Genomic DNA, 18352 nt, shown 5'->3' on the forward strand with positions numbered 1-18352 from the left:
ATGTCCTGGTTCAAGGTGGCGAGCGACCTGAGCCAGTTGCAGCTAAAGCTGGTCGAGCTGGCCGTGGACCGGATCCGTGCAACGCCGGACGGCGCCGCTTTCTGGGTGCAAGGTGGCGCAGGCTCGGGCAAGACTATCGTGCTCGCGCATATCGCTCGGCGTCTGAAGGCCGAGCAACCGGGCTTGCGTGTTGTGTTCCTGACGTACACTCACGCGTTGGCAGGGATGATCCGGCAGGCGGTTAGGGGGTCGGGCGTCCACGCGGAGGTTTCGACCCACCTCAACTTCCTTCATTCCCAGCAGGGACGCGCTGACGTCATACTGCTCGACGAAATCCAAGACGTTAAGCGCGTAGACCTTGAGGCGATGCGGCGGCGCTGCACCCACCTCGTGGTCGCTGGCGACTGCGAGCAGCGCATCTACGAGGTCATGAACACCGAGGCCGCCATCGACGAGGTGATCCGGTTCGAGAAGGGTCGCCTGCTCGAGCTCTTCCGGATCACCAAGTTCATCGTCCGGGCCGTCAGGACAGTCCTTCCCAGCACCCGTCTCGCGGAGAACGACGTCCGCAAGCTGCGCGACGTCACCGCTGCGGTGAAGCGGTTTGACAGTCCAAGGCGTGAGGTACGTTGGACCTATGACGAGGCCCTCGCGCTCGCGCGACCGAAGTACCCTTCAGCCATCCTCCTGCCCAACCATCGCGCTATATTCGATTTCTGCCGCGAGTTGGCCGAAGATCTGGGAATCGCCGCGACGGGCCCCGCGATCAAGGTGAAGGACGGCAGGGTCGTAGACTACCGGGAATTGAACGCCCATTTTGAGGCTCACCGTATGCCGATACGATACTTCGGCAACGGGATAGGCGAGCTGTCGGACGCCGATGGACGTCCGCTCGTCTTCGTCATGACCTACCACAGCTCGAAGGGGCTCGACTTCGACGTCGTTCATATGCCCGGACTCGTCTCCACTATGCAGATCGTTCCGCCCCGCGCCTTGCTGGAAGCACCCGACCTTGACCGGACGCTTTTTTTCGTCGCCATGACCCGCTCGCGCGAGCGACTAGTCATGACTTACTCCGGAAGCCGAGCGCATCCCTTCGTTGAGGGGCTACCGCGGGACGCCGTGGCCTTCAGCGAGCACCGCGAGACGTCGGCCGAAGAAGAGGATGCGCTGTTTTGATGCGCCAGGAAGCCGTCGCGCTCAGCTATCTTGAATGGGTCCGGCTAATCGGAACCGGCGCCATTCGCCTCGCCGAGGCGCGGATCGTCCGATGGCGGCCGGATCGGGCTGATCCGGCCGAGGTGGTCGCCAACCTCATGTTGGGCGCGCCAGACCTAGGGACCTCCGCCACAAGCTTTGTCCTAGCGATGCTCGAGCCGGAGGTGCTCGATCGGATGCGGGAGGGCGGGATCGACCTCGGACAGCGCTTGAATCTTGAGACGGTGCGCTCGTTCCATTCATTCAGCGACACGGCCTTGGCCGTCCACCGCCCCGATGCCGAGGCGGCCGGCGTCTTCATCGACCTCACTCCACTTGCCGCGGGATGGGCCGGTTGGGCAGCGGCTGTGGAGGCAGCAGACCGCCGGGCCAAAGGTGAGGCGCTGCTGGCGCTGCTCGGCGTGCCGCCGTGCGACCGCTTCGGTCAGGCTACGGATCGGCTCGCTGACCGAGAACGGTGCATCGTGCCCAATGACATCGTCCGGGCCCGCGACAGCATGTTCTTCGGCTGGGCCTGCGTACTCAATGCGGAGAAGGTGAGGACCGGCGTAGCACCGATCCTGCCGGCAGACGTCAAGGACGAGGCAGACGCCCTGCGGCGGGATTTCGATGTCGATCAGCCCTTCCTCGCCCGAGCGCCACGGTTGCGCGCTTTTGTTGCCACCTTGGCTGCCGAGGGAGACCGACCGTCGGATCTCCTTGCGATGGCGTCGCTGAAACAACACGAGCGCTATGTCATTAAGCGGGAGGGCGCCGCTCTCGACCTCCCGAGCCTACTCGACGACATCCGCATTCTGGAGGGGCTCGACGCTGGCGCGGCGGGGTTCCTCGTCCAGTCCCTCGGCGAGCGAGTGCCGAGCGAACTGATCCGCGCGCTGAAGGTTCGATGCGCGACCTGCGCCGTTGCGCCGACTGCGGTGCCCACCTCGGCAGGCGACGACGCGGCCCGGGTACCGGATCAGGACGATTGTGCGGACGTCGTTCCGACCATCAATCCGCATCCTCCGACACCGATCGAGGGAGCGACGCCTCCCCTGGAGCGCCCGATGCTGCCAGAGGCCACGAGCGAACAGTCTGCCGGCGCTGGCGTCGTGACTTCGGTCTTTGTCTCAGCCGAAGCTTCGACCTTCGTTCCCAGCGATGCTGTCACCGAGCCACTGCAAGAGGACGAAGCCCCGCTCAACGCCGCGCGCCGCCGCCGATCTGCCTCAGCGCCCGATCTACTTGGCTATCCTCTCCCCCCTTGCCCGGTAAGCCCGGAGGCAGAGAGCTCAGCAGAAGCTGCCTCCTCTCGTGGTCCCGAAGACAGGCAGCGAGCGGACGTCGCGACCAGATCTAGGTCTAGGGCCGGCAAATCGGCTCCAAAAACCAAGAAGCCAAAAAGTCAGAGGGATCAGCTGACTGACCCTATCAAGGGATTCTGAGAGCCCATCTGGAGAGTTTGGATCCACGCGGAGCGCGTTACGGCGGGGCGGCGAAGCATGATGCGGATCATGGCCAAGCGTGTTCGGCGACTCGAAAGCGCGGGGACCGCCGGAGACGCCGCACTGCGGGGCGGATCGACGGCGGTGGTGGGGATGGCGGCGAACCCGCCCGGAGCCCACCAGGCCGGCCGGCATAGGGCCGGCCGAGGCCCGGCGCGCTGCGGTGGGCGCGGAGAGAGGGGACGCGCACCGGGCCGCGGTGGCGTCCCCTCTACCTTTTCCGCAGCTCGGCGGCGCACCCTGTTCGGCCTTGACCCTACGGCACCCGCCGCTTCGCCACCGCGACCGACAGCGTCGCGGCGCCCAGGTCGAAGGTGGCGGTGGGCGAGATGTTGCGCGCCATCACCCGGACCGTGTTGTTGCTCCAGGCCGTCGCGTCGAGCTCGACGAAGCGGGTGGAGGCGGCCAGCGCCGCGTGGGCCAGGTCACCCTGCCGGCCGCCGGTGACGGTGACGTCGAGCAGGCTGGTCGCGCCCGGGGCCAGCGAGGGCAGGTCCCAGGCGACCTCGGCCGCGAGCTCCCGCTGACCCACCGGTAATGCGGGCGTGCCGCAGAGCAGCGCCGGCGCGTCCTCCGGCAGGCCGTAGAGCCGCAGCGCCTCGAGCTCGATCGCCCCGTCCAGGCCGACGACGCCGATCTGCGCGAAGGCCACGCCGGGCCCGAGCCGCACGGTCATGCGGCGGTTGAGCGAGGAATCGGCCATGGTGGCGCCGCCGGTCCAAGCCTTGGAGGGGGTGTTCCACAGCATGGTGGTCAGCGAGGCCAGCACGTCGCCGGCGAGGTTCTCTCGGACGTTCATCGCCGCGTCGAAGCAGCGCACGAACAGCCGCCCGCCGTCGGCGCCGCCGACCAGCCAGTGCGCCAGGGAGAATTCCTTCGCCCGGGAGCAGTCCACCACGAAGGCGAAGCCCTTCTGCGCGTCAAGCAGCAGGCCGCGGGCGGTCGGCGTGATGCCGTCCAGCCCGTTGAAGGACAGCCCGGCCAGGGTGGTCGCGCTGGTGGTCGAGGTGGCGATCGCCGCCAACCCCTCGACGCCGATCTCGGCGGTGCTGTGCCGGAAGGCGGCGGCGCGCAGGTTCGGCACCCCACCCAGCAGGCGGAGGTGGCGCGAGGCCGGGGCACGGTGGCGGTTGAGGACCGCGTTGCCGCAGCGGGTGGCCGTCGCCGTGTGCTCGATGCCGACCCGGTAGGTGTTGGCCCAGGCCACCTCGTACTCGCAGTCCTGCGCCGCCCCGGTGTGGCGGGCGACGATCGGCGAGCAGGCCTCCATGCGCAGCGCCCGGCCGATGATCGCCGAGCCGTTGGTCTCGTTGAGGAACGGGATGGCGACGTTCGGATCAAGCTGGCGCAGCTCGAAGTTCGGCCCGTCGAAGACGTGCCGGTTGTGGTTGGTGTAGGCCCCCGGCGCCTGGCTGAGCCGGATCCCGAAGCGGTCCATCGCGGGATTGATCCCGGTCGCGCAGGCGAAGTGGCCGCCGTAGTAGCGGATCGAGGTGTTCCAGGCGGTGGCGGTGGCGCAGTGCGCGTCGAGCCCGTAGCGGTTGTTCAGGATGCGCCCGAGGATCAGGGTGGTGTCCTCGAAGCCGCGCCCGTCGCCCAGCGTGCGCAGCCCGATCGTGAAGCCCGAGACCAGGCGCAGGTCGAGGAGCGAGGAGTCGAGGTTGCGGGCGAGGATGCCGATGTCGGCCTCGCTCGCCCAGTCCGACTGGAGCTGCCGCGTGACCTGGAGGTTGAGGTAGAGCTTCTCGCCGTTGCGCGTGGTGCCGCCGTCGCCCAGCGTCAGCACGGTGGCCGGGGCGTTGGCCGCACCGGTGTACTGGATCACGCCCTGCATGATCAGCCCGCGGGCGCCGCCGCCGAGCGTGACGCCGGCATCGACGTTCCAGGTGCCGGGCGGGATGACGGCGAACTTTCCGTCTGCCGCGGCCCGGTCGAAGGCGGCCTGGATGGCGGCGCGGTCGTTGGCGGCACCGTCGCCGAGGCCGCCGAAGTCGCGCGGCAGTACTGCCTCGCGGTCACGCAGGTACTTCGCCAGGTCGGTCTTGGAGATGTTCTGGCCGAGGACCATCAGGTCGTCGATGCGGGCGGCCATGGCTGCCTCCGATCAGAGCGCGGTGGCGGTGACAGGCCCGGCGAGGGCCGAGACGTTGCCCTCGGCGGAGACGGCACGAAGCCAGTACCAGCGGGTCTGGCCGGCGGTCAGGCCGGTGCGGTCCCAGGGCAGCGCGGTCGGCTCGGTGACGAGCTTCACGGCAGCGGCGAGGCTGGCGCTGCTGGCCTCGAAGACCTGCAGCCGCACGACGTCGGCCGGGAAGCCGCCCGACAGCCGGACGCCGCCGGCGATGCCGAGGGCCGCGGGCGCGGTGACGGCGCCGGGGATGGCCGCCTCCCGCCAGCCCGACACCGCCCCGCTGCGCGCCACGGCGCGCCCCCGGAAGGCGGTCGGCTCGGTGGTGGGGATCGAGGCCGCAGTCGCGCCCAGGGCGCCGCCGTAGCCCTGCCAGGTGGCGACGGAGGCGGGGCGGAACTCGAGCTCGTAGCCGGCCAGGTAGGCGCTGCCGACCGCGGACCAGGACACGCCGAGGGCGGCAAAGGCGGCACCGGTGGGCGTGTCCACCGCGATCGAGGCCGGCGCAGCGATGACGCCGGGGTTCGGCAGCACCACGGAGGGGCTGTCGCCGGCGGCGCGCTCGTCCTCCGCCGGGTTCCAGTCCCAGACGGCGGGGTCCTCCTCCGACAGGGTGAGGTCCACGCCGCCATCCGGCGACAGCCGCCAGCCCGTTACCCGCGCCGGAAAGGGCCCGACCCGGTCGAGGGCGACGGTCACGCCGTCCCACGGCCGCAGCCGCAGCGCCGAGAGGTTCGCTGGGAAGGCGACCTCGCGCTGGCGGCGGATGCGCTCGAGCTCAGCCTTCATCAGGCGCTGCACCGTCGCGACCGAGGTGGTCAGCGGGTACTCGAGGTCGCGGTAGATCTGCTCGCCGCCATCCTCGGCGACGTAGTTCGAGGCGAGCAGCGGCGGCGCATCGGTCGGCTGCCAATTCTTCGCCGGGTCAACGTAGACGGCGCGCACCCCGTTGAAGAGATCCCGCCGCGGCCGGCTGCCCTGGATGGTGACGTCGCCGCGCAGGTCGTCTGAGGTCAGCGTCGCCGCCGGCAGCGCAGGCCCGCCGGCATGGATGAAGAACCGCCCGCCCGAGACCACCAGCGCGCCGGCCATGGCGGCGACCAGCTTGCGCGTGATGGCGATCTTGCCCTCGCCGAGCGAGACGCGGCCATTCACGGTGTAGCGCCGCTCGGTAACCCCGGCGCGGGTGCCGATCAGCTCGTCGCATATGTTGGCCGCGGCGATCATGGCGGGGATATCGATGTCATCCCAGGACGCCTTCCAGCCGAAGGGAGCCGTCAGGTACCAGGCGAGGCAGAGCGCCGGGTTGTCGGACCAGCCGATGGCCCCCGTCCGCGGGTCGAGGATGGTGTCCGCGCCCTCGACGAGCGCGGCGATGTTCGGCGGGCCGGAGGGGAAGGCTTCGGCGGTGATCTTGAGCCGCACGGCGACATAGGCGCGACCGAGGCCACGGTGCTCGGCGGTCCACTTGCCGCCGGTTTCGGCGATCAGGTTAGCGTTGGCTGCCTGGTCGGGGTCGCCCAGGTGGCGATCGACACGGACCAGGCCGGCGAACTTCGGATCGGTGGCCAGGCTGTCGCCGAGCCAGACATCGCCGATGGCGCGCACGCGGTGCGCGGCGAGCACGACGACGGCGTAGAACCAGCCATCGGCGCGGCCGTCGTCGTCGGTGGCGGAGTGGATGAAGACGATCGGGCCGCCGACCTTGCAGCGTCCGAAGACGATCTGGTGCTCGGTGATCGGCTGGCGGAAGGACTGCGTGCGGCCGGCGCCAGGCGCGGTCGGGTCGTCGCCGGAGCGCATGGAGATGGTGGACGGTGCGGTCGGCCGCTTGGCGGGGAACACCGAGGCGCCGATGGTCGAGACGACGAAGGCGGCGCCGGCGCCGACGATCGCGCCGATGATGCCGCCGCCGACCGCGGCGGAGGCGACGCCACCGGCGACGACGGCGATGAGGGGAACGGCGGCGGGCATGTCAGCCGATCCTCCAGGCGATGGTGCAGAGGGTGATCGGCGCGCGGACCAGCCCGCGCGGCCCGACGAAGGCGACCCGGCCGGCGTCGAGCACCACGCCGAGGCGCTCGGGATCGGGCGCGAGGACGATGTCGCCCATGCGGGCCCGCAACGGCGCCTCGCGCGGGAAGCCAGCGGTGTCAGCGGAGGCCTGGAGGTCGGGCAGCACCCGGAAGGCAGGCCGCTCTCCCGTCACCGCCTCCACCGCCGCCAGGGCGAAGCGCCCGCAGTTCCAGCGATGGGCGTCGAAGGCGCGCGTCTCCACCGTCGACAGCAGGGCTGCCAGCCGCACCGCCCAATCCGGCCGCCGCGTCACTGGGCGGGCAGCCGGATCTCCGCCTCCTGCAGGGCGGGAACGTATTCGAAGAAGCGGTCGCCGGGATACTCGGCCTGCTGGTCTGCGTCGGTGTAGCGCCGCACCTCGGCGCGCTCGAGGTCCACGAGCCGGCTCTCACAGGTGAGCCCGACGCGCGGCTCCGCGCCGTCCGTCACCTCCATGGTGTCCATCAGCCCCGCCCAGAGCGGGAACGGATCCGCGACAAAGGCGCCCTCGGCATCGAGCAGCGCGCCCCACAGCCGCGCCGGGCGCAGCCGAAAGCTCCGCTCGGCGAGTGCGATGTCCACCACCTCCTGCGGCACGGGGGAGAGCGCAAGCGTCAGGCGCACGGCGCGCAGCTCGACCGTCTCCTCGACCTCGCCGACAGCACCGATCGAGCCGACGCCCTCGAACACCTTCCCCGCCCAGTTCAGCTGGCCGAGCCCGGTCCAGGCGCGGAAGGGGCCCGACGCGAAGTCGAGCTCGACCAGCACGACCGGGGCGGCGACCGGCGAGGTGGCCGAGGCAGTCGCGTGTGGCGACAGCCGCGGCGTGCCGTGCGTGTCGGACACTACAGCGCCTCCTCGAGGCGGATGGTGATCGCGGTGAAGCGGCCCGGCCGGGTCGGGTTGGCGGCCTCGTCGTCGGAGACCAGGCGCATGGCGACGGTGGGCCTGGTCAGCACCAGCGGCTGGTTGATCAGCAGCGCCTCGCGCAGCGGTGGCGCAATGGGGATCGTCGCCGTGCCCGCGCCCGCGGCGGTGACGGTCTCGGTGGCGATGTAGAGCCGCCCCGCCAGGCCGATCAGGTCGCCCGCACCAACCGCCACACCGTTCGGCCACCAGCCCCCGGTCTGGATCGCCAGCGCCCCGCGCGGCGCGCCGGCCGCGAGCGCCGGGTTACCGGAGCCCACCACGAAGCCGGTGCCGTCCGTGAAGATGGTGGCGTCCGAGTAGGAGAATGGCCCGCTCGGCACGTCGCCCTGCACCCGCGGATCGCCGGTGCGGAACTCGCGCCGCCAGTCCCAGACGCGGACCGTGTTCACCGAGCCGGCCAGCGCGGCGAGCAGCCCTTCGAGCAGGCCCGCGCGCACGCGGTCGAGCGGGTCGAAGGTGGCCTGCGCCACCCAGCGCGCGCCCTCGCGACGCAGCACCTGGGTGGCGCGCGTGACCGGCGACACGAAGCGCGTGGTGTTGTGCTGCAGGTAGAAGGTCAGCCGCGTCGGGCGCAGCGCCTCGGGCCAGGCGTATTCGGTCATCCCCGTACCGTCTCGTAGGCGCTGCCGCCGCGGCGGATGGCATCCAGCGTCATCGCCGAGGCCTGGCGGGCGATCTGCCCGGCGAGCAGCCGCAGCCGCGCCTCGACGCCGGCGTCCGCCCCGCGCGCGTCGATGTTGATGGTCTGCTGGATGACCGGCCCGCCCGGCGCCATGCCGTTGGGCAGCACCGTGCCACCGCGGTCGGGCACGAACCATTCGGGGCCGCGCTCGCCGACGATGTAGGGCTGGCCGGCCGCGACCGGCCCACCCTCGGCCCGAAAGAGCCCGCCGAGCCAGGAGCCGATGCCGTCGAACCAGCCCCCGGCGCCGAGGCTGGTGAGACCGGCCGAGACGGCGTTGCCCAGCGGCTCGGTGATGGTGCGGCGCGCGATGATGCGGGTGATGTCCTGCAGCAGGCCCTGCATGACCTTCGACAGCTTGTCGCCGCGCACGATCGCGTCCTCGAACGCGGAGGAGAACGCGAAGCCGAGCTCCCGCGCCGCCTCCCGCGTGCCCTCGGTGCTGCGCTGCAGCCGGCGCTCGGCCTCCTCCAGATCCTCCAGCGCGCGCTGCGCCTCGCGCCCGATCGTCTCCTCCGGGATCGGCCGGCCGGCGCGCTCGGCGCGCTGCACCAGGTCGCCGAGCCGCTCCAGCCGGCGCTGGTAGCGTTCATAGGCGGTCTCGTTGTCCTGGATCAGCCGCTCGCGCTCACGCAGTAGGTCGTTCAGCTGCCGCTCGGCGTCCCGTGCCTCCCGCGCGCCCTCGGTGCTGGCGCGGCGGACGGCGGCGACGCGCGGCTCCAGCCGGCGCAGCGCCTCGTCGCGCTCCTGCAGGGCGAGGGTCTCGAGGCGGGTCCGCTCGGCGGCGGTGACGCCACCCGCGGCCTCGGCCTCCCGCAGCCGGCGGACCCGCTCCTCGTATTCCCGGTTGATCCGGAAGCGGTCGTCGAGGTCGCGGGTGAGCTCCTGGACGTCCTGCGTGGCGCGGCGGCGGCGCGCGTTGGCGGCGGCCTGGCCGGCGCGCTCTCCCTCCTCCAGGCGGCGGTTCAGCGACTCCCGCTCGGCGGTGTCGATCTCGGCCAGCGTGGCGAAGTAGTCCCGGCGCAGCTCCTCCAGCCGCGCCCGGCTGTCGACGCCGGCCTGCTGCTCGGCAACGCCAACCAGGCCAGGGCGGATGCTGCCGCGGCGGACCGGCGCGCGCAGGCTGTCGCGGCCGTCGCCCTCGCTCTCCAGCCGGCCGATCTGCGCCGATAGCGCCTCGGCCTGGCGACGCAGCCCGGCGAGGCGTTCCTCCTCGCTGCGCAGGCCGGCGCCCTGGCGGACGCTGTCCACGGCGCGGGCGGCGGCCGACAGCGCCCGGGCCAGCGCGTTGGACAGGCCGATGGCGCGGTCGAGCTGGCCGAGGAAGTTCTCGGTGGCGGCGCTCAGCTGCCCGAAGGCGCGGCCGAGGGAGAGCGGTGCGCGGTCGAGTTCGGCGCCGAGGCGCTCCGTGGCGCGCAGCAGCGCGGGGAAGACCCGCTCGGCGGTGAGCTTGCCCTCGCTGCCGAGCTTGCGGAGCTCGCCAATCGAAACGCCGAGCTCGCGCGCCAGGCCCTCGGCCAACAGCGGCATGGCCTCGAGGATGGAGCGCAGCTCGTCGCCCTGCAGCACGCCCGAGGCCAGCGCCTGGGCGAGTTGCAGCGTCGCCGAGGAGATCTCCTGCGTGGAGGCGCCGGAGACAATGGCGACGCGCTGCAGCCCACCGACGAGGCGGACCACCTGGTCGGAGGTGGCGCCGATCTCGCGGGCGGCGATCGAGAAGCGCTGGAAGGCGTCGACGCTCTCGGAGACCGCGACGCCGGTCTGCAGCGCGTTGCGGTACAGCGCCTCGTAGACCTGCCCGGCGCGCTCCACCGAGCCGGTCGCGTTCTGCAGGCGCGACAGGCCCTGGGTGAGAGCGTCGCCGGCCTGGACGAGCGCCCGCGCGGCGACGGCCACGCCGGCGAGCTGGATGCCGCGGATGGCGACGTCGAGCAGTTCCAGCGAGCGCGACGCGCGCTCGGCGCCGCCCTTGATCTGGTCGAGCGAGCGCTGGCCGGTCTCGCCGACCTCACGCAGCCCGGCCTTGACCCGGGCAGCGTCGTCCAGCGAGAGGCGGACCGAGACGCGGCGGGTGGCGTCGGCCATCTCAGGTCGTCTCCCCCTCGCGGCGGGCGGCAGCGCCCTCGGCCATGCCGGCGCGGATGGCGAGCAGCAGCTCGGCTGCGGCCCAGCCAGCGGCGCCGAGATCGCGTGCCGTGGCGAGCGCGCCGGCGGTGTCGAGCGTCAGGCCGGCCATGGTCGCCTCGGCGCAGGCCGTGCCCGCAGCCCAGCAAGCCTGGCCCTCGATGCTGGTCGGCGCGTTCGTGGCGTAGGGACAGGCGTAGGCGCAGTCGCGGCCAAGGGCGGCGCAGCCGCGGCAGTATTCGGGCCCGCGGCCGAAGTGCCACGCGGCGCGGGCCCTCAGCCGTTTCCCTCAGCGGCCACCGTGGCGACAGGGGCCGTGGCGCGGTCCCAGAAGGCGGCGGCGATGTCGTCGAGGTCCATCAGCCGCTCGACCGCCTCAGGCGAGAGCGGCAGTGGTTTGCCGGCGGTGTCGCCTACGCCCTCCCAGGCCACCACCGCATGCCGGGCGAGCGCCTTGACCAGGAAGGCGAAGGAGAAGCCGCGCGACATGTCGGGATCGAGCTCCGGATCGGCGATCCGGCTCGCGGCGAGCCGGCGCGCGGCGGCGGCCTGCGCGGCGGCCATGACCGCGGTGGTCACGGGCCGGATCTCGACGCGCACGCCGCGCGGCAGGTCGAGCCAGTACGGCTCGGCCGGGAGGTCGAGGGTGAGCATCTTGCGTCCCTGTGTGATTGCGGTTGACTAACGACGGCACGGGCCATCGTGCGAGCATGCGTCTTGGTGGCCCTGACGAAGCGGCGCCAATTTCTGACCGCCATAGCAGCAAGAGATTGATCAGATGAACTTGCCTGAGCCGACCGCCTCACCGCTCGCAGTAGTGCAGTCCCAGATCGCGTTCAGCGCCATCTGTGGAAAGCCGGTCGCCATCTTCAAGAGTCACCACTACGCGCTGCTTCCCTGGCAGCGGTGGGCGGCAACGCAGAGCGAGCCGGTGCGCGTCCTAAGTCTCGATTACCACACCGACAAGCACCGCGCCTTTCTCCGCTATGGGTATCGCACAGTCGCGGAAAACTGCGATGATTGCGACACGGCTGCGGAGCAGGCTCGACGAACGAGACTAGAGTCACTGTCCGCGCAGGACACGGGCTCGGTAGCTGCTGCCGTTCTCGACCTGCAGCATGACGAGCATATCGATGCGGCACTACGCAGCGGCATCATCGATCTCGCCTTTGTTGCCTCACGTGAAGACCAAGGCTACCTCCTCTCGAACGAGCAAATAGCATTCGACCGGAAGTGGCAGCATCTAGATTTTGTTGAGATGCAGATGCGCGGCTTGGTGCGACCGAGCCAGAACGCCTCCTCGACGTATAGCATCCCAGAGAACCGGTTAATCATACTGGATGACGATACCCAGCGACCGGACGAAGCAGCCTATCGTCATTGGCGCAATCAAGTCATCGGTGGAGAATTTCTGAAGGGTCGTCTCGACCTCATCGAGCGAATTTGCCGAACGGGCAACGTGCCGTACCTCTTCGAGCTGCCATTTATCCTCGACATTGACCTGGACGCGTTCAATACCAGACAGTCAATGTCTCCCGAGGACACGACCGTCTTCTATGATCTGATTCGACGCTCGATCGGTGTGACGATAGCGCAGGAGCCGAACTGCGTGCGCGAATGTCAGATCGACGGCGAGCGGCTCACTGCTCCCTGGCTGCAGAAGGAGCTACTCAAGCACCTGCGGCGAGCGTTGTGCTGATCATCACAGCGCGTGCAGTGGGCACGAAGATGACGACCGCGGCCCGGCTACGGCGCGTCCGTCACATTGACGGACTCACGCATACTCTGTCCCCGCCTGCTGGTTCTTCAGCACCGCGGTCATCATCCGCGTCGCCGTGGCGTTGAAGGCCGCGCGGAACTCGAAGCTCGCCTCGACGCCGGCGGGTCCCTCGATCGGGGTCTTGGCGAGCGCGAGATAGACCTCGTGCAGCGTGAAGGTGAGGCTGCGGTTGGCGTCGATGGTGAACGCGAAGGCGAACTCCGCCGGCGTGCCGTTCTGCGCCTGGGCCAGCAGGGTCGTGTTCTCGAAGCGCACGGTGATCTGGCCGGTGGCGCGGGCGATGCCGGGATCCGCGCCCTCGATGCGTCGGTCGGCGCGGATCGTGCGCACCGCCTCGACGCTGTTCGAGTAGGCGAGCCGCGCGCCGGTCACCTGGGCCAGCGCCGAGCCGGCACGGCTGATCGAGCCCTGCGCCTTGTGGAAGGCAGTGTAGGCGGCCGAGACCGGCGTGCCGCCCGAGGATGAGCCCGAGCGGGTCGAGCCCTGGGCGATGAGCTTGATCGTCGCGGTCGCCGGTCCGGTTGGGCTGAAGTCGATCTCCAGCGCATCCGCCCGCACGCCAGCGCAGACGTCATAGCTGGGCACGTCGGGGTAGCCGATCTCGATCGCCTGCGAAGGCAGCGTGGCCGCGCCGGATCCGAAGGTGTGGGTGAAGTTCGGGTTGGTGCCGGTCGTGGTCGGCGCGCCGAGCAGCAGGCGCAGCCAGTGGCCGATGTTAACCAGGTCGACCGGCACGACGACGTCGCCCTCGACGGTGACGGTGTCGAAGAACGGCGCGGCGGGATCGCGATTGCCGCCGAGGCCGATGACGTCCGCGTCGAGCAGCGGCTGCTCGGCGCCGAGGTTGCAGGAGAGGAAAGGCACGCGCCGCCAGTTGCCGCCCGGCGCGGTGCCGTAGGTGACCTCGGGGAGCATAAGCAGGCGCGAATTCGCGCCGATGGCACGGGGCATGGGGCGTCTCCGGGAGCGGGGTCAGGCCAGCGGCGAGCCGGCGACGGTGAAGGACAGCGTGACGGGGACCGAGGCGGCGCGCGCCGCGGCGGCACCCTCGACCTCCGCGTCGTCGAAGGAGGGCGCGCCGGGCTGCGCCCACTCGACCGCGCCGCCGAGGGTGCGGTCGCCGGCGACCGCGGTCGCAATGTCGACCAGCAGCGCGTCGAGCAGTGCGCCGGTGGCCGCGACGACCTCGACTTCCGCCCTGTGATCGACCGCCCAGGCGAGCGGCGAGAGGATCGCGGTCTCCTCCACCGTCTCGCCGTCGCGGACCACAACCAGTCCGCCGGCGGGAAGGCGCTGCGGGACGGTCTCGTTGCGGAGGACCTTCGGGGCCGGGCTCCGGGCGGCCAGGACGGCGCCCAGGCGCGCGGACAGGGCGGCCAGGGCCGTCTCGCGCGCACTCATGCCGCGCGTCCGGCTTCGGCTTCCCAGGCCGCCACGAAGCGCCGCGGCAGGCGCCGCAGGGCGCGCAGCGACGCCCCGCGCACGTCGAGCCGCTTGGCCAGCTTCACCTGCGGCAGCAGCAGGAACATCGGCACCATCCCCTGTTCGAGCAGGCCGCGCGCCCAGGCCTCGCGGCCCTTGCGATTGGCGGTGCCGACCTCGGCGACGCCGCCGGCGATCAGGCGGGTGCGCCGACGCCTGCCCGTTGCCGCGCCCTGACGCAGCGGCAGGCACCAGACGAAGCCTCGCCCCGAGCGGAAGGGCCGGAGGAAGCCCTGGCCGGAGGCGACCATCTGGGCAGGCGTGACGCGCAGCCCCTTGTCGCCGCGCCCGCGCCAGCCGCGGGCGGCGTTGAAGCCGGTAGCGATCGCGAGGAACCGCCCGCCGCCCTTGGGGCGGATCAGCGCGCCGCGCTCGAAGGCGTCGATCACCAGTGGCGTCTTGCTCCAGACGAGGCCGGCCGCGCGCATGGACACGCCGGTGCGCGGGAAGACCTGCGAGCGCCAGGCATTGGCGATGCCGCGCGCCTTGCCGCCGAGCGAGCCGGTGACCTGGCCGCGGAGCTCAGTCTTCAGCGCGTCGGTCTCGGCGCGCACGGCGCGGGAGGCGGCGCGCTCGCCGGCGCGGACCTCCTCGGCCAGCACCTTCCGGAGATCGCCGACGACAGCGGAGAGGCGCATGCTACCGCCGGCAGAGCACGCGCCAGGCGACGCCGGCGGCATCTCGCTCGGCGCTGTCCACCGTCAGCAGGTCCGCGCCGATCGTGAAGGTATCGCCGGGCTCGATCGCCGGAAGGGCGCCGATGGCGACGGTCAGCACATCGGTCGCGCGCAGCATCGGCGTGTCGAAGGCGTCCACCACGCGATCGGGGCTGGAGCGCAGGACGCGGAGGGGCACGGGCGCGCCGGTACCTGCGGCGCGGTAGGTCGCCTCGACGCCCAAGTTCGGGTCGGCGGCGAGCACCGCCAGTGCATCGTCGAACACGCCCATCCCGGTTCAGCCGAGCCCGAGCCAGGAGGCGAGCTTCGCGCCGACCGCCGCGCCGACGATGCCGCCGGCTGCGGCAGCCCCGGTCGCCGGGATCGCCGGCGACGCACTCGGCACGCCGCCGGCCGCCAGCGACAGCCGCGCCGTGAGACCCGCCATCGCCTTGACCAGCTCGGTCACGGTGCGGGTGAGCTCGCGCATGTCCTTGTCGCCCTCCGCCAGGCGCCGCTCGATCTCGGTCAGGCGGGTGACGATGGTGCCGAGTTCGCGGTCGTGGTCCGTCATCGGGCGACCTCCCGCTGCCGCTGCAGCCGCTGATGGATGGTCCAGGCCGCGACGCCGATCACCGCGGCGGCGACGCCCCAGGGGCCGAGCGCCCGCAGCACCGCGGCCAGCCCCTCGGCATGCGGCGCGAGCGTGGTGACGGCGTCGACCACCGCCGCGGCCGTGACGCCGGCGACCACCGAGCCCGCCGCAGCACGGACCGTCCCGCTGTGGGCGAGGCCGGGCTGGACCAAGCCCGCCATTCGCAGGCCCTCTGCGATCGTCTCCGGCGCGTAGGGCATGCCGCCGAGCTCATGGCGGATGATCGCCTCCACCAGCCCGCGCATCGTCGCCGCGTCGTGCAGGTCGACGGGATCGTCGAGCGCGACGCCGAGCCGCGCGGCCACCGCCGCCTGGTAGGCGCGGGTGTCGTTCTCGCTGCTCGGCGCCCAGCGCGCGACGATGCCGCGGACCGTGCGCAGCCCATGCCGGTCCTGGTAGCTCTGCAGCAGCAGGGCCAGCGCGCGGATGCCGTGCTGGTGTGAGCGGAAGCGGCAGAAGCGCCCGTCCGAAGGCGGATCGACGAGCCCGAGCCACTTGTTCGTGGCCACGTGCTCGATGTTGCCGGGGTTGCGGTTGCGGTAGCCCCGGCTGGCCTTGGGATCCATGGTCACGCCCCCGAGGCCGGCACGCGGGCCAGCATGACGCGGACCGTGGCGTCGGCAGCGAGGGCGGCGACGGTGACGACGCCGACCTGGAAGTTGCCCGTCGCGGTGGTGGTCAGGCGACGGTTGGTATTGTCCCAGAAGACGCGCGTCCCGGCGGCCATGGCCTGGGTCGGATCCTTGGTGAGCTCGAACTCGCCGCGGGTCTCGCACTCGACGGTGGCGTTCTGCGCGGCGTCGGCCGCGGCCACGCCGAAGAAGGCGCCGACCAGCATGCCCTGGCCGGAGAGGATGCCGCCGGCATAGGGCACGACCATGGGGACGGAGCGGGCGTCGGGACGGATGCAGTTGCGCATGGGGATGGGGTCTCCAGAAACGCAGAAGCCGCCCAAGCCACCCAGCCAAGCTGTCGCTTGGCCGGGGACCCGGCTGTGGGCGGCCTCTGCATCGGTTCACGAGGGGTGGTTGGGCGGTCAGGTGCCCGGATTGAACCAGGCGCCGCGCCAGTCGATGGCGCCCACGCCGAAGTCGAAGATCACGCTGACCTCGATCCCGTCCGCGCCCTGGACGGGCCCGGTGGTCACCTGCGGCCCCTCGGCGCCGTTGAGGTAGCCGTAGACGTAGACCGGCGCGCTCAGCGGGTCGGAGAACAGGTACCAGCGGTTGGCCCCGATCAACGGCTCGACCAGCGGCTGCACGAAGCCCGCGAAGACGTTCGCGTTGCCGATCTGGTTAGCGGCGACACTGATGGTGAGCTGCCGGGCCGCGAGCTCCTGGCTCGGGCCCACCAGCAGCCGCATGGTGCTGCCGATCGAGATGGGCAGGCCGTCCAGCGTCTTCTGGCGCATGATGGCCGCGCGGCCGACGGCGAGGTTCGGCAGGTCGAGGGCGGAGCCCGCGCCGGCCTTGTTCGCGCGCCCCGCGCCCGTACCGAACACGGTGGCGTTGCCGCTGGTGAGCGTCGGGCCGTCGCCATTGCCGCTGTTCAGCAGCTGGTAGGCCGTCGCGTTCTCGAACTCGGCGACGCGGCGGCCGATCGCCGCGGCGAAGTCGGTGAAGGCGCCGAGGTCGTCGTTCACCAGCATCGGTCGCGTCACGCGGATGCGCCGCGCGAAGGTCTGCAGGACGACGATCTCCTGGCTCTCGGACATGGTGCCGACCTGGATCTCACCGTTCTCCAGCAGCGGCAGAAGGGTCGGGAAGTCGCCGATGCGCAGGTGCCGGTGCGGCTTGAAGTCGCGGAAGTCGCGGCGGAGGAAGATCTGCCGGTAGGTCGGCTGCGCCGGCGCGTAGGCGGCGAGCAGCATCTTGTTGGCGGCGGCCGAGAGCAGCGCCGGGAAGTCGGAGCTGGTGTGGAAGGCGCGCTCGGCGAGGAGCGTCGGGTTGCGCGGCGGATTGCGATCGCCCCGGCGCGCGAGGAGCTCGCGCAGCATGTCGGAGGGGCGCCAGCCCATGAACTCGGCGTGGCGGCCAGCGCTGGGGCCGGTGCTGGGCGGCTGGTAGCCCGGCATGGAGCGGGCGGCGAGCGCCTCGGCCATGGCGTCGAGCAGCTGCGCCGGGTCATCGTGGCCGGGGCCGCTCTCCGGGCGGGCCGGGAGCGTGGGGCGGGCCGTCTGCGCCTGGGTGAAGGCCTCCCACAGCCGGGCGCGCAGCACCTCGGGGCTGGCGCGATCGCGCATCGCGGCCTGGCGCTGCGCGTCGATGGTGTCGGCGGGGAGCAGGCCGCGCGCGGCGGCGAGCACCGGCTCGTAGCTTGCGATGCGCTCGGCGACGGCGCGCTCGGCCTCGGCGCGGATGGCGTCGAGGTCGACCGGCGGGGCGGCCGGCGCGGGTGCGCCGCGGATGGGCTCGGGCGGCGCGGTCGGCGCAGGGCTGGGCGTGGTGGTCACGGTGGTCTCCTGGGACGGGGTGGACGGCGCGGCGGAGGGCGGCGCCGCAGGCGGGGCAGCCGGGGTCTCCGGCGTCGTCTCGGGCATGGTGGGTTCCTCGTCAGGCAGGGCGGGCTCGATCGCCGGCGCGGAGAGGCCCTGCTCCCCCTGCGCGCGGACCGCCGCATCGCGGTCCACCGGGACCGGCACGACGGAGATCTCGAAGGGCTCCCAATCCACCGCGCGGTGGACGGTCTCGCCGGTGGCGGCGTCCGGCCGCGGCTCGTAGCGGTGCACGCGGTAGCCGACGCTCACCGCGCGCAGCGTGCCGTCGGCGATGCGCTGCCAGACCGGCTCGACGTCCGCAGCGGCGGAGAACTGCAGCGTCGCGTATCCGCGGCCACGCTCGAGGCGGGCGGCGGTGACGCGGCCCAGCACGTCGCGGGCATCGCCGCGCCGGTGGGTGTTCAGCACCGGGGCCTGACCCGAGCGCAGCGCGTCCATGCGCACCGCGTTGGGCGACATCTCCAGCTCCTCGGTGATCAGGCCGAAGGCGGGGACGAAGTTGCGGGCGCGGGCGCCGGTCGACCACACCACCTCGACGGTGCGCGCGGCACGATCGACGGTGGCCGGGGCCGCCAGCGCGCGCTGCGCCACGATCGGCATGGCAGGAGTCGCCGGCGCGGCATCGCTGCCGCCCGGCTCGGTCGTCTCAGTCATGGTGGAT

19 protein-coding genes are annotated in these 18352 nt (G+C 71.8%); 3 read left to right on the forward strand and 16 right to left on the reverse strand.

The features are described 5' to 3' along the window. Both E5N76_RS10150 and E5N76_RS10155 read left to right on the forward strand, forming a co-directional pair. Positions 1-1179 (forward strand): 3'-5' exonuclease, encoded by a 1179-nt coding sequence (locus E5N76_RS10150; protein ID WP_187830093.1) that lies wholly within the window; start codon positions 1-3, stop codon positions 1177-1179. Continuing rightward, positions 1179-2642 carry a hypothetical protein gene (locus E5N76_RS10155; RefSeq protein ID WP_149537192.1) on the forward strand — a complete coding sequence of 488 codons (1464 nt, stop codon included), beginning with the start codon at positions 1179-1181 and terminating at the stop codon, positions 2640-2642. The genes E5N76_RS10150 and E5N76_RS10155 overlap by 1 nt, the downstream gene beginning before the upstream one ends. Before the next feature lie 316 nt (positions 2643-2958). Here the strand turns inward: E5N76_RS10155 and E5N76_RS10160 are convergent, their stop codons facing one another. The 8 genes from E5N76_RS10160 to E5N76_RS10190 all read right to left on the reverse strand — a co-directional run bounded on the left by E5N76_RS10160 (position 2959) and on the right by E5N76_RS10190 (position 11275). Beyond that, the gene (locus tag E5N76_RS10160; protein ID WP_149537193.1) at positions 2959-4794 is read right to left on the reverse strand and encodes a pectate lyase family protein; all 1836 of its coding nucleotides are present in this window, start codon (positions 4792-4794) and stop codon (positions 2959-2961) included. A gap of 12 nt (positions 4795-4806) precedes the next feature. Beyond that, positions 4807-6804 (reverse strand): phage tail protein, encoded by a 1998-nt coding sequence (locus tag E5N76_RS10165; RefSeq protein WP_149537194.1) that lies wholly within the window; start codon positions 6802-6804, stop codon positions 4807-4809. A gap of 1 nt (position 6805) precedes the next feature. Beyond that, positions 6806-7159 carry a DUF6950 family protein gene (locus E5N76_RS10170; RefSeq protein ID WP_149537195.1) on the reverse strand — a complete coding sequence of 118 codons (354 nt, stop codon included), beginning with the start codon at positions 7157-7159 and terminating at the stop codon, positions 6806-6808. After that, positions 7156-7731: a hypothetical protein gene (locus E5N76_RS10175; RefSeq protein WP_149537196.1), complete on the reverse strand. Its 576-nt coding sequence runs from the start codon at positions 7729-7731 to the stop codon at positions 7156-7158. Before E5N76_RS10175 ends, E5N76_RS10170 begins: the two co-directional genes overlap by 4 nt. Next, positions 7731-8417 (reverse strand): hypothetical protein, encoded by a 687-nt coding sequence (locus tag E5N76_RS10180; protein ID WP_149537197.1) that lies wholly within the window; start codon positions 8415-8417, stop codon positions 7731-7733. Before E5N76_RS10180 ends, E5N76_RS10175 begins: the two co-directional genes overlap by 1 nt. Continuing rightward, positions 8414-10582, reverse strand: a complete 2169-nt coding sequence (locus E5N76_RS10185; protein WP_149537198.1) for a tape measure protein — start codon at positions 10580-10582, stop codon at positions 8414-8416. The genes E5N76_RS10180 and E5N76_RS10185 overlap by 4 nt, the downstream gene beginning before the upstream one ends. Position 10583: 1 nt before the next feature. Next, positions 10584-10733: a hypothetical protein gene (locus tag E5N76_RS29460; protein ID WP_187830094.1), complete on the reverse strand. Its 150-nt coding sequence runs from the start codon at positions 10731-10733 to the stop codon at positions 10584-10586. 164 nt (positions 10734-10897) lie between these two features. Further along, positions 10898-11275, reverse strand: a complete 378-nt coding sequence (locus E5N76_RS10190; protein ID WP_149537199.1) for a hypothetical protein — start codon at positions 11273-11275, stop codon at positions 10898-10900. 124 nt (positions 11276-11399) lie between these two features. On the opposite strand from E5N76_RS10190, the gene E5N76_RS10195 reads away from it, so the two are divergent. Next, the gene (locus E5N76_RS10195) at positions 11400-12320 is read left to right on the forward strand and encodes a UPF0489 family protein (protein ID WP_149537200.1); all 921 of its coding nucleotides are present in this window, start codon (positions 11400-11402) and stop codon (positions 12318-12320) included. Between the two features lie 75 nt (positions 12321-12395). Here the strand turns inward: E5N76_RS10195 and E5N76_RS10200 are convergent, their stop codons facing one another. The 8 genes from E5N76_RS10200 to E5N76_RS10235 all read right to left on the reverse strand — a co-directional run bounded on the left by E5N76_RS10200 (position 12396) and on the right by E5N76_RS10235 (position 18345). Next, positions 12396-13352 carry a phage tail tube protein gene (locus tag E5N76_RS10200; protein WP_149537201.1) on the reverse strand — a complete coding sequence of 319 codons (957 nt, stop codon included), beginning with the start codon at positions 13350-13352 and terminating at the stop codon, positions 12396-12398. Between the two features lie 21 nt (positions 13353-13373). Further along, the gene (locus tag E5N76_RS10205; protein WP_149537202.1) at positions 13374-13802 is read right to left on the reverse strand and encodes a hypothetical protein; all 429 of its coding nucleotides are present in this window, start codon (positions 13800-13802) and stop codon (positions 13374-13376) included. Then, on the reverse strand, positions 13799-14521 hold the full coding sequence (locus E5N76_RS10210; protein ID WP_149537203.1) for a DUF6441 family protein: 723 nt from the start codon (positions 14519-14521) through the stop codon (positions 13799-13801). The genes E5N76_RS10205 and E5N76_RS10210 overlap by 4 nt, the downstream gene beginning before the upstream one ends. Position 14522: 1 nt before the next feature. Then, complete coding sequence (locus E5N76_RS10215; protein ID WP_149537204.1) at positions 14523-14831, reverse strand: head-tail joining protein; 309 nt, start codon at positions 14829-14831, stop codon at positions 14523-14525. A gap of 6 nt (positions 14832-14837) precedes the next feature. After that, positions 14838-15113: a hypothetical protein gene (locus E5N76_RS10220; protein ID WP_149537205.1), complete on the reverse strand. Its 276-nt coding sequence runs from the start codon at positions 15111-15113 to the stop codon at positions 14838-14840. Then, the gene (locus E5N76_RS10225) at positions 15110-15760 is read right to left on the reverse strand and encodes a structural protein (protein ID WP_223880756.1); all 651 of its coding nucleotides are present in this window, start codon (positions 15758-15760) and stop codon (positions 15110-15112) included. Before E5N76_RS10225 ends, E5N76_RS10220 begins: the two co-directional genes overlap by 4 nt. Before the next feature lie 2 nt (positions 15761-15762). Next, entirely contained in the window at positions 15763-16113 is a 351-nt protein-coding gene (locus tag E5N76_RS10230) for a DUF2190 family protein (protein WP_149537207.1), read from the reverse strand. A gap of 117 nt (positions 16114-16230) precedes the next feature. Beyond that, positions 16231-18345 (reverse strand): prohead protease/major capsid protein fusion protein, encoded by a 2115-nt coding sequence (locus tag E5N76_RS10235; RefSeq protein ID WP_149537208.1) that lies wholly within the window; start codon positions 18343-18345, stop codon positions 16231-16233. Between the last annotated feature and the right edge of the window lie 7 nt (positions 18346-18352).

It is taken from the genome of Siccirubricoccus phaeus (assembly GCF_008360935.1).
Lineage (GTDB): Bacteria > Pseudomonadota > Alphaproteobacteria > Acetobacterales > Acetobacteraceae > Siccirubricoccus > Siccirubricoccus phaeus.

Coding starts and splice junctions, on each gene's coding strand:
- E5N76_RS10150 (WP_187830093.1), top strand. CDS start 1: ATGTCCTGGTTCAAGGTGGCGAGCGACCTGAGCCAGTTGCAGCTAAAG.
- E5N76_RS10155 (WP_149537192.1), top strand. CDS start 1,179: ATGCGCCAGGAAGCCGTCGCGCTCAGCTATCTTGAATGGGTCCGGCTA.
- E5N76_RS10160 (WP_149537193.1), bottom strand. CDS start 4,794: ATGGCCGCCCGCATCGACGACCTGATGGTCCTCGGCCAGAACATCTCC.
- E5N76_RS10165 (WP_149537194.1), bottom strand. CDS start 6,804: ATGCCCGCCGCCGTTCCCCTCATCGCCGTCGTCGCCGGTGGCGTCGCC.
- E5N76_RS10180 (WP_149537197.1), bottom strand. CDS start 8,417: ATGACCGAATACGCCTGGCCCGAGGCGCTGCGCCCGACGCGGCTGACC.
- E5N76_RS10185 (WP_149537198.1), bottom strand. CDS start 10,582: ATGGCCGACGCCACCCGCCGCGTCTCGGTCCGCCTCTCGCTGGACGAC.
- E5N76_RS29460 (WP_187830094.1), bottom strand. CDS start 10,733: ATGGCCGGCCTGACGCTCGACACCGCCGGCGCGCTCGCCACGGCACGC.
- E5N76_RS10190 (WP_149537199.1), bottom strand. CDS start 11,275: ATGCTCACCCTCGACCTCCCGGCCGAGCCGTACTGGCTCGACCTGCCG.
- E5N76_RS10195 (WP_149537200.1), top strand. CDS start 11,400: ATGAACTTGCCTGAGCCGACCGCCTCACCGCTCGCAGTAGTGCAGTCC.
- E5N76_RS10200 (WP_149537201.1), bottom strand. CDS start 13,352: ATGCCCCGTGCCATCGGCGCGAATTCGCGCCTGCTTATGCTCCCCGAG.
- E5N76_RS10205 (WP_149537202.1), bottom strand. CDS start 13,802: ATGAGTGCGCGCGAGACGGCCCTGGCCGCCCTGTCCGCGCGCCTGGGC.
- E5N76_RS10210 (WP_149537203.1), bottom strand. CDS start 14,521: ATGCGCCTCTCCGCTGTCGTCGGCGATCTCCGGAAGGTGCTGGCCGAG.
- E5N76_RS10215 (WP_149537204.1), bottom strand. CDS start 14,831: ATGGGCGTGTTCGACGATGCACTGGCGGTGCTCGCCGCCGACCCGAAC.
- E5N76_RS10220 (WP_149537205.1), bottom strand. CDS start 15,113: ATGACGGACCACGACCGCGAACTCGGCACCATCGTCACCCGCCTGACC.
- E5N76_RS10225 (WP_223880756.1), bottom strand. CDS start 15,760: ATGGATCCCAAGGCCAGCCGGGGCTACCGCAACCGCAACCCCGGCAAC.
- E5N76_RS10230 (WP_149537207.1), bottom strand. CDS start 16,113: ATGCGCAACTGCATCCGTCCCGACGCCCGCTCCGTCCCCATGGTCGTG.
- E5N76_RS10235 (WP_149537208.1), bottom strand. CDS start 18,345: ATGACTGAGACGACCGAGCCGGGCGGCAGCGATGCCGCGCCGGCGACT.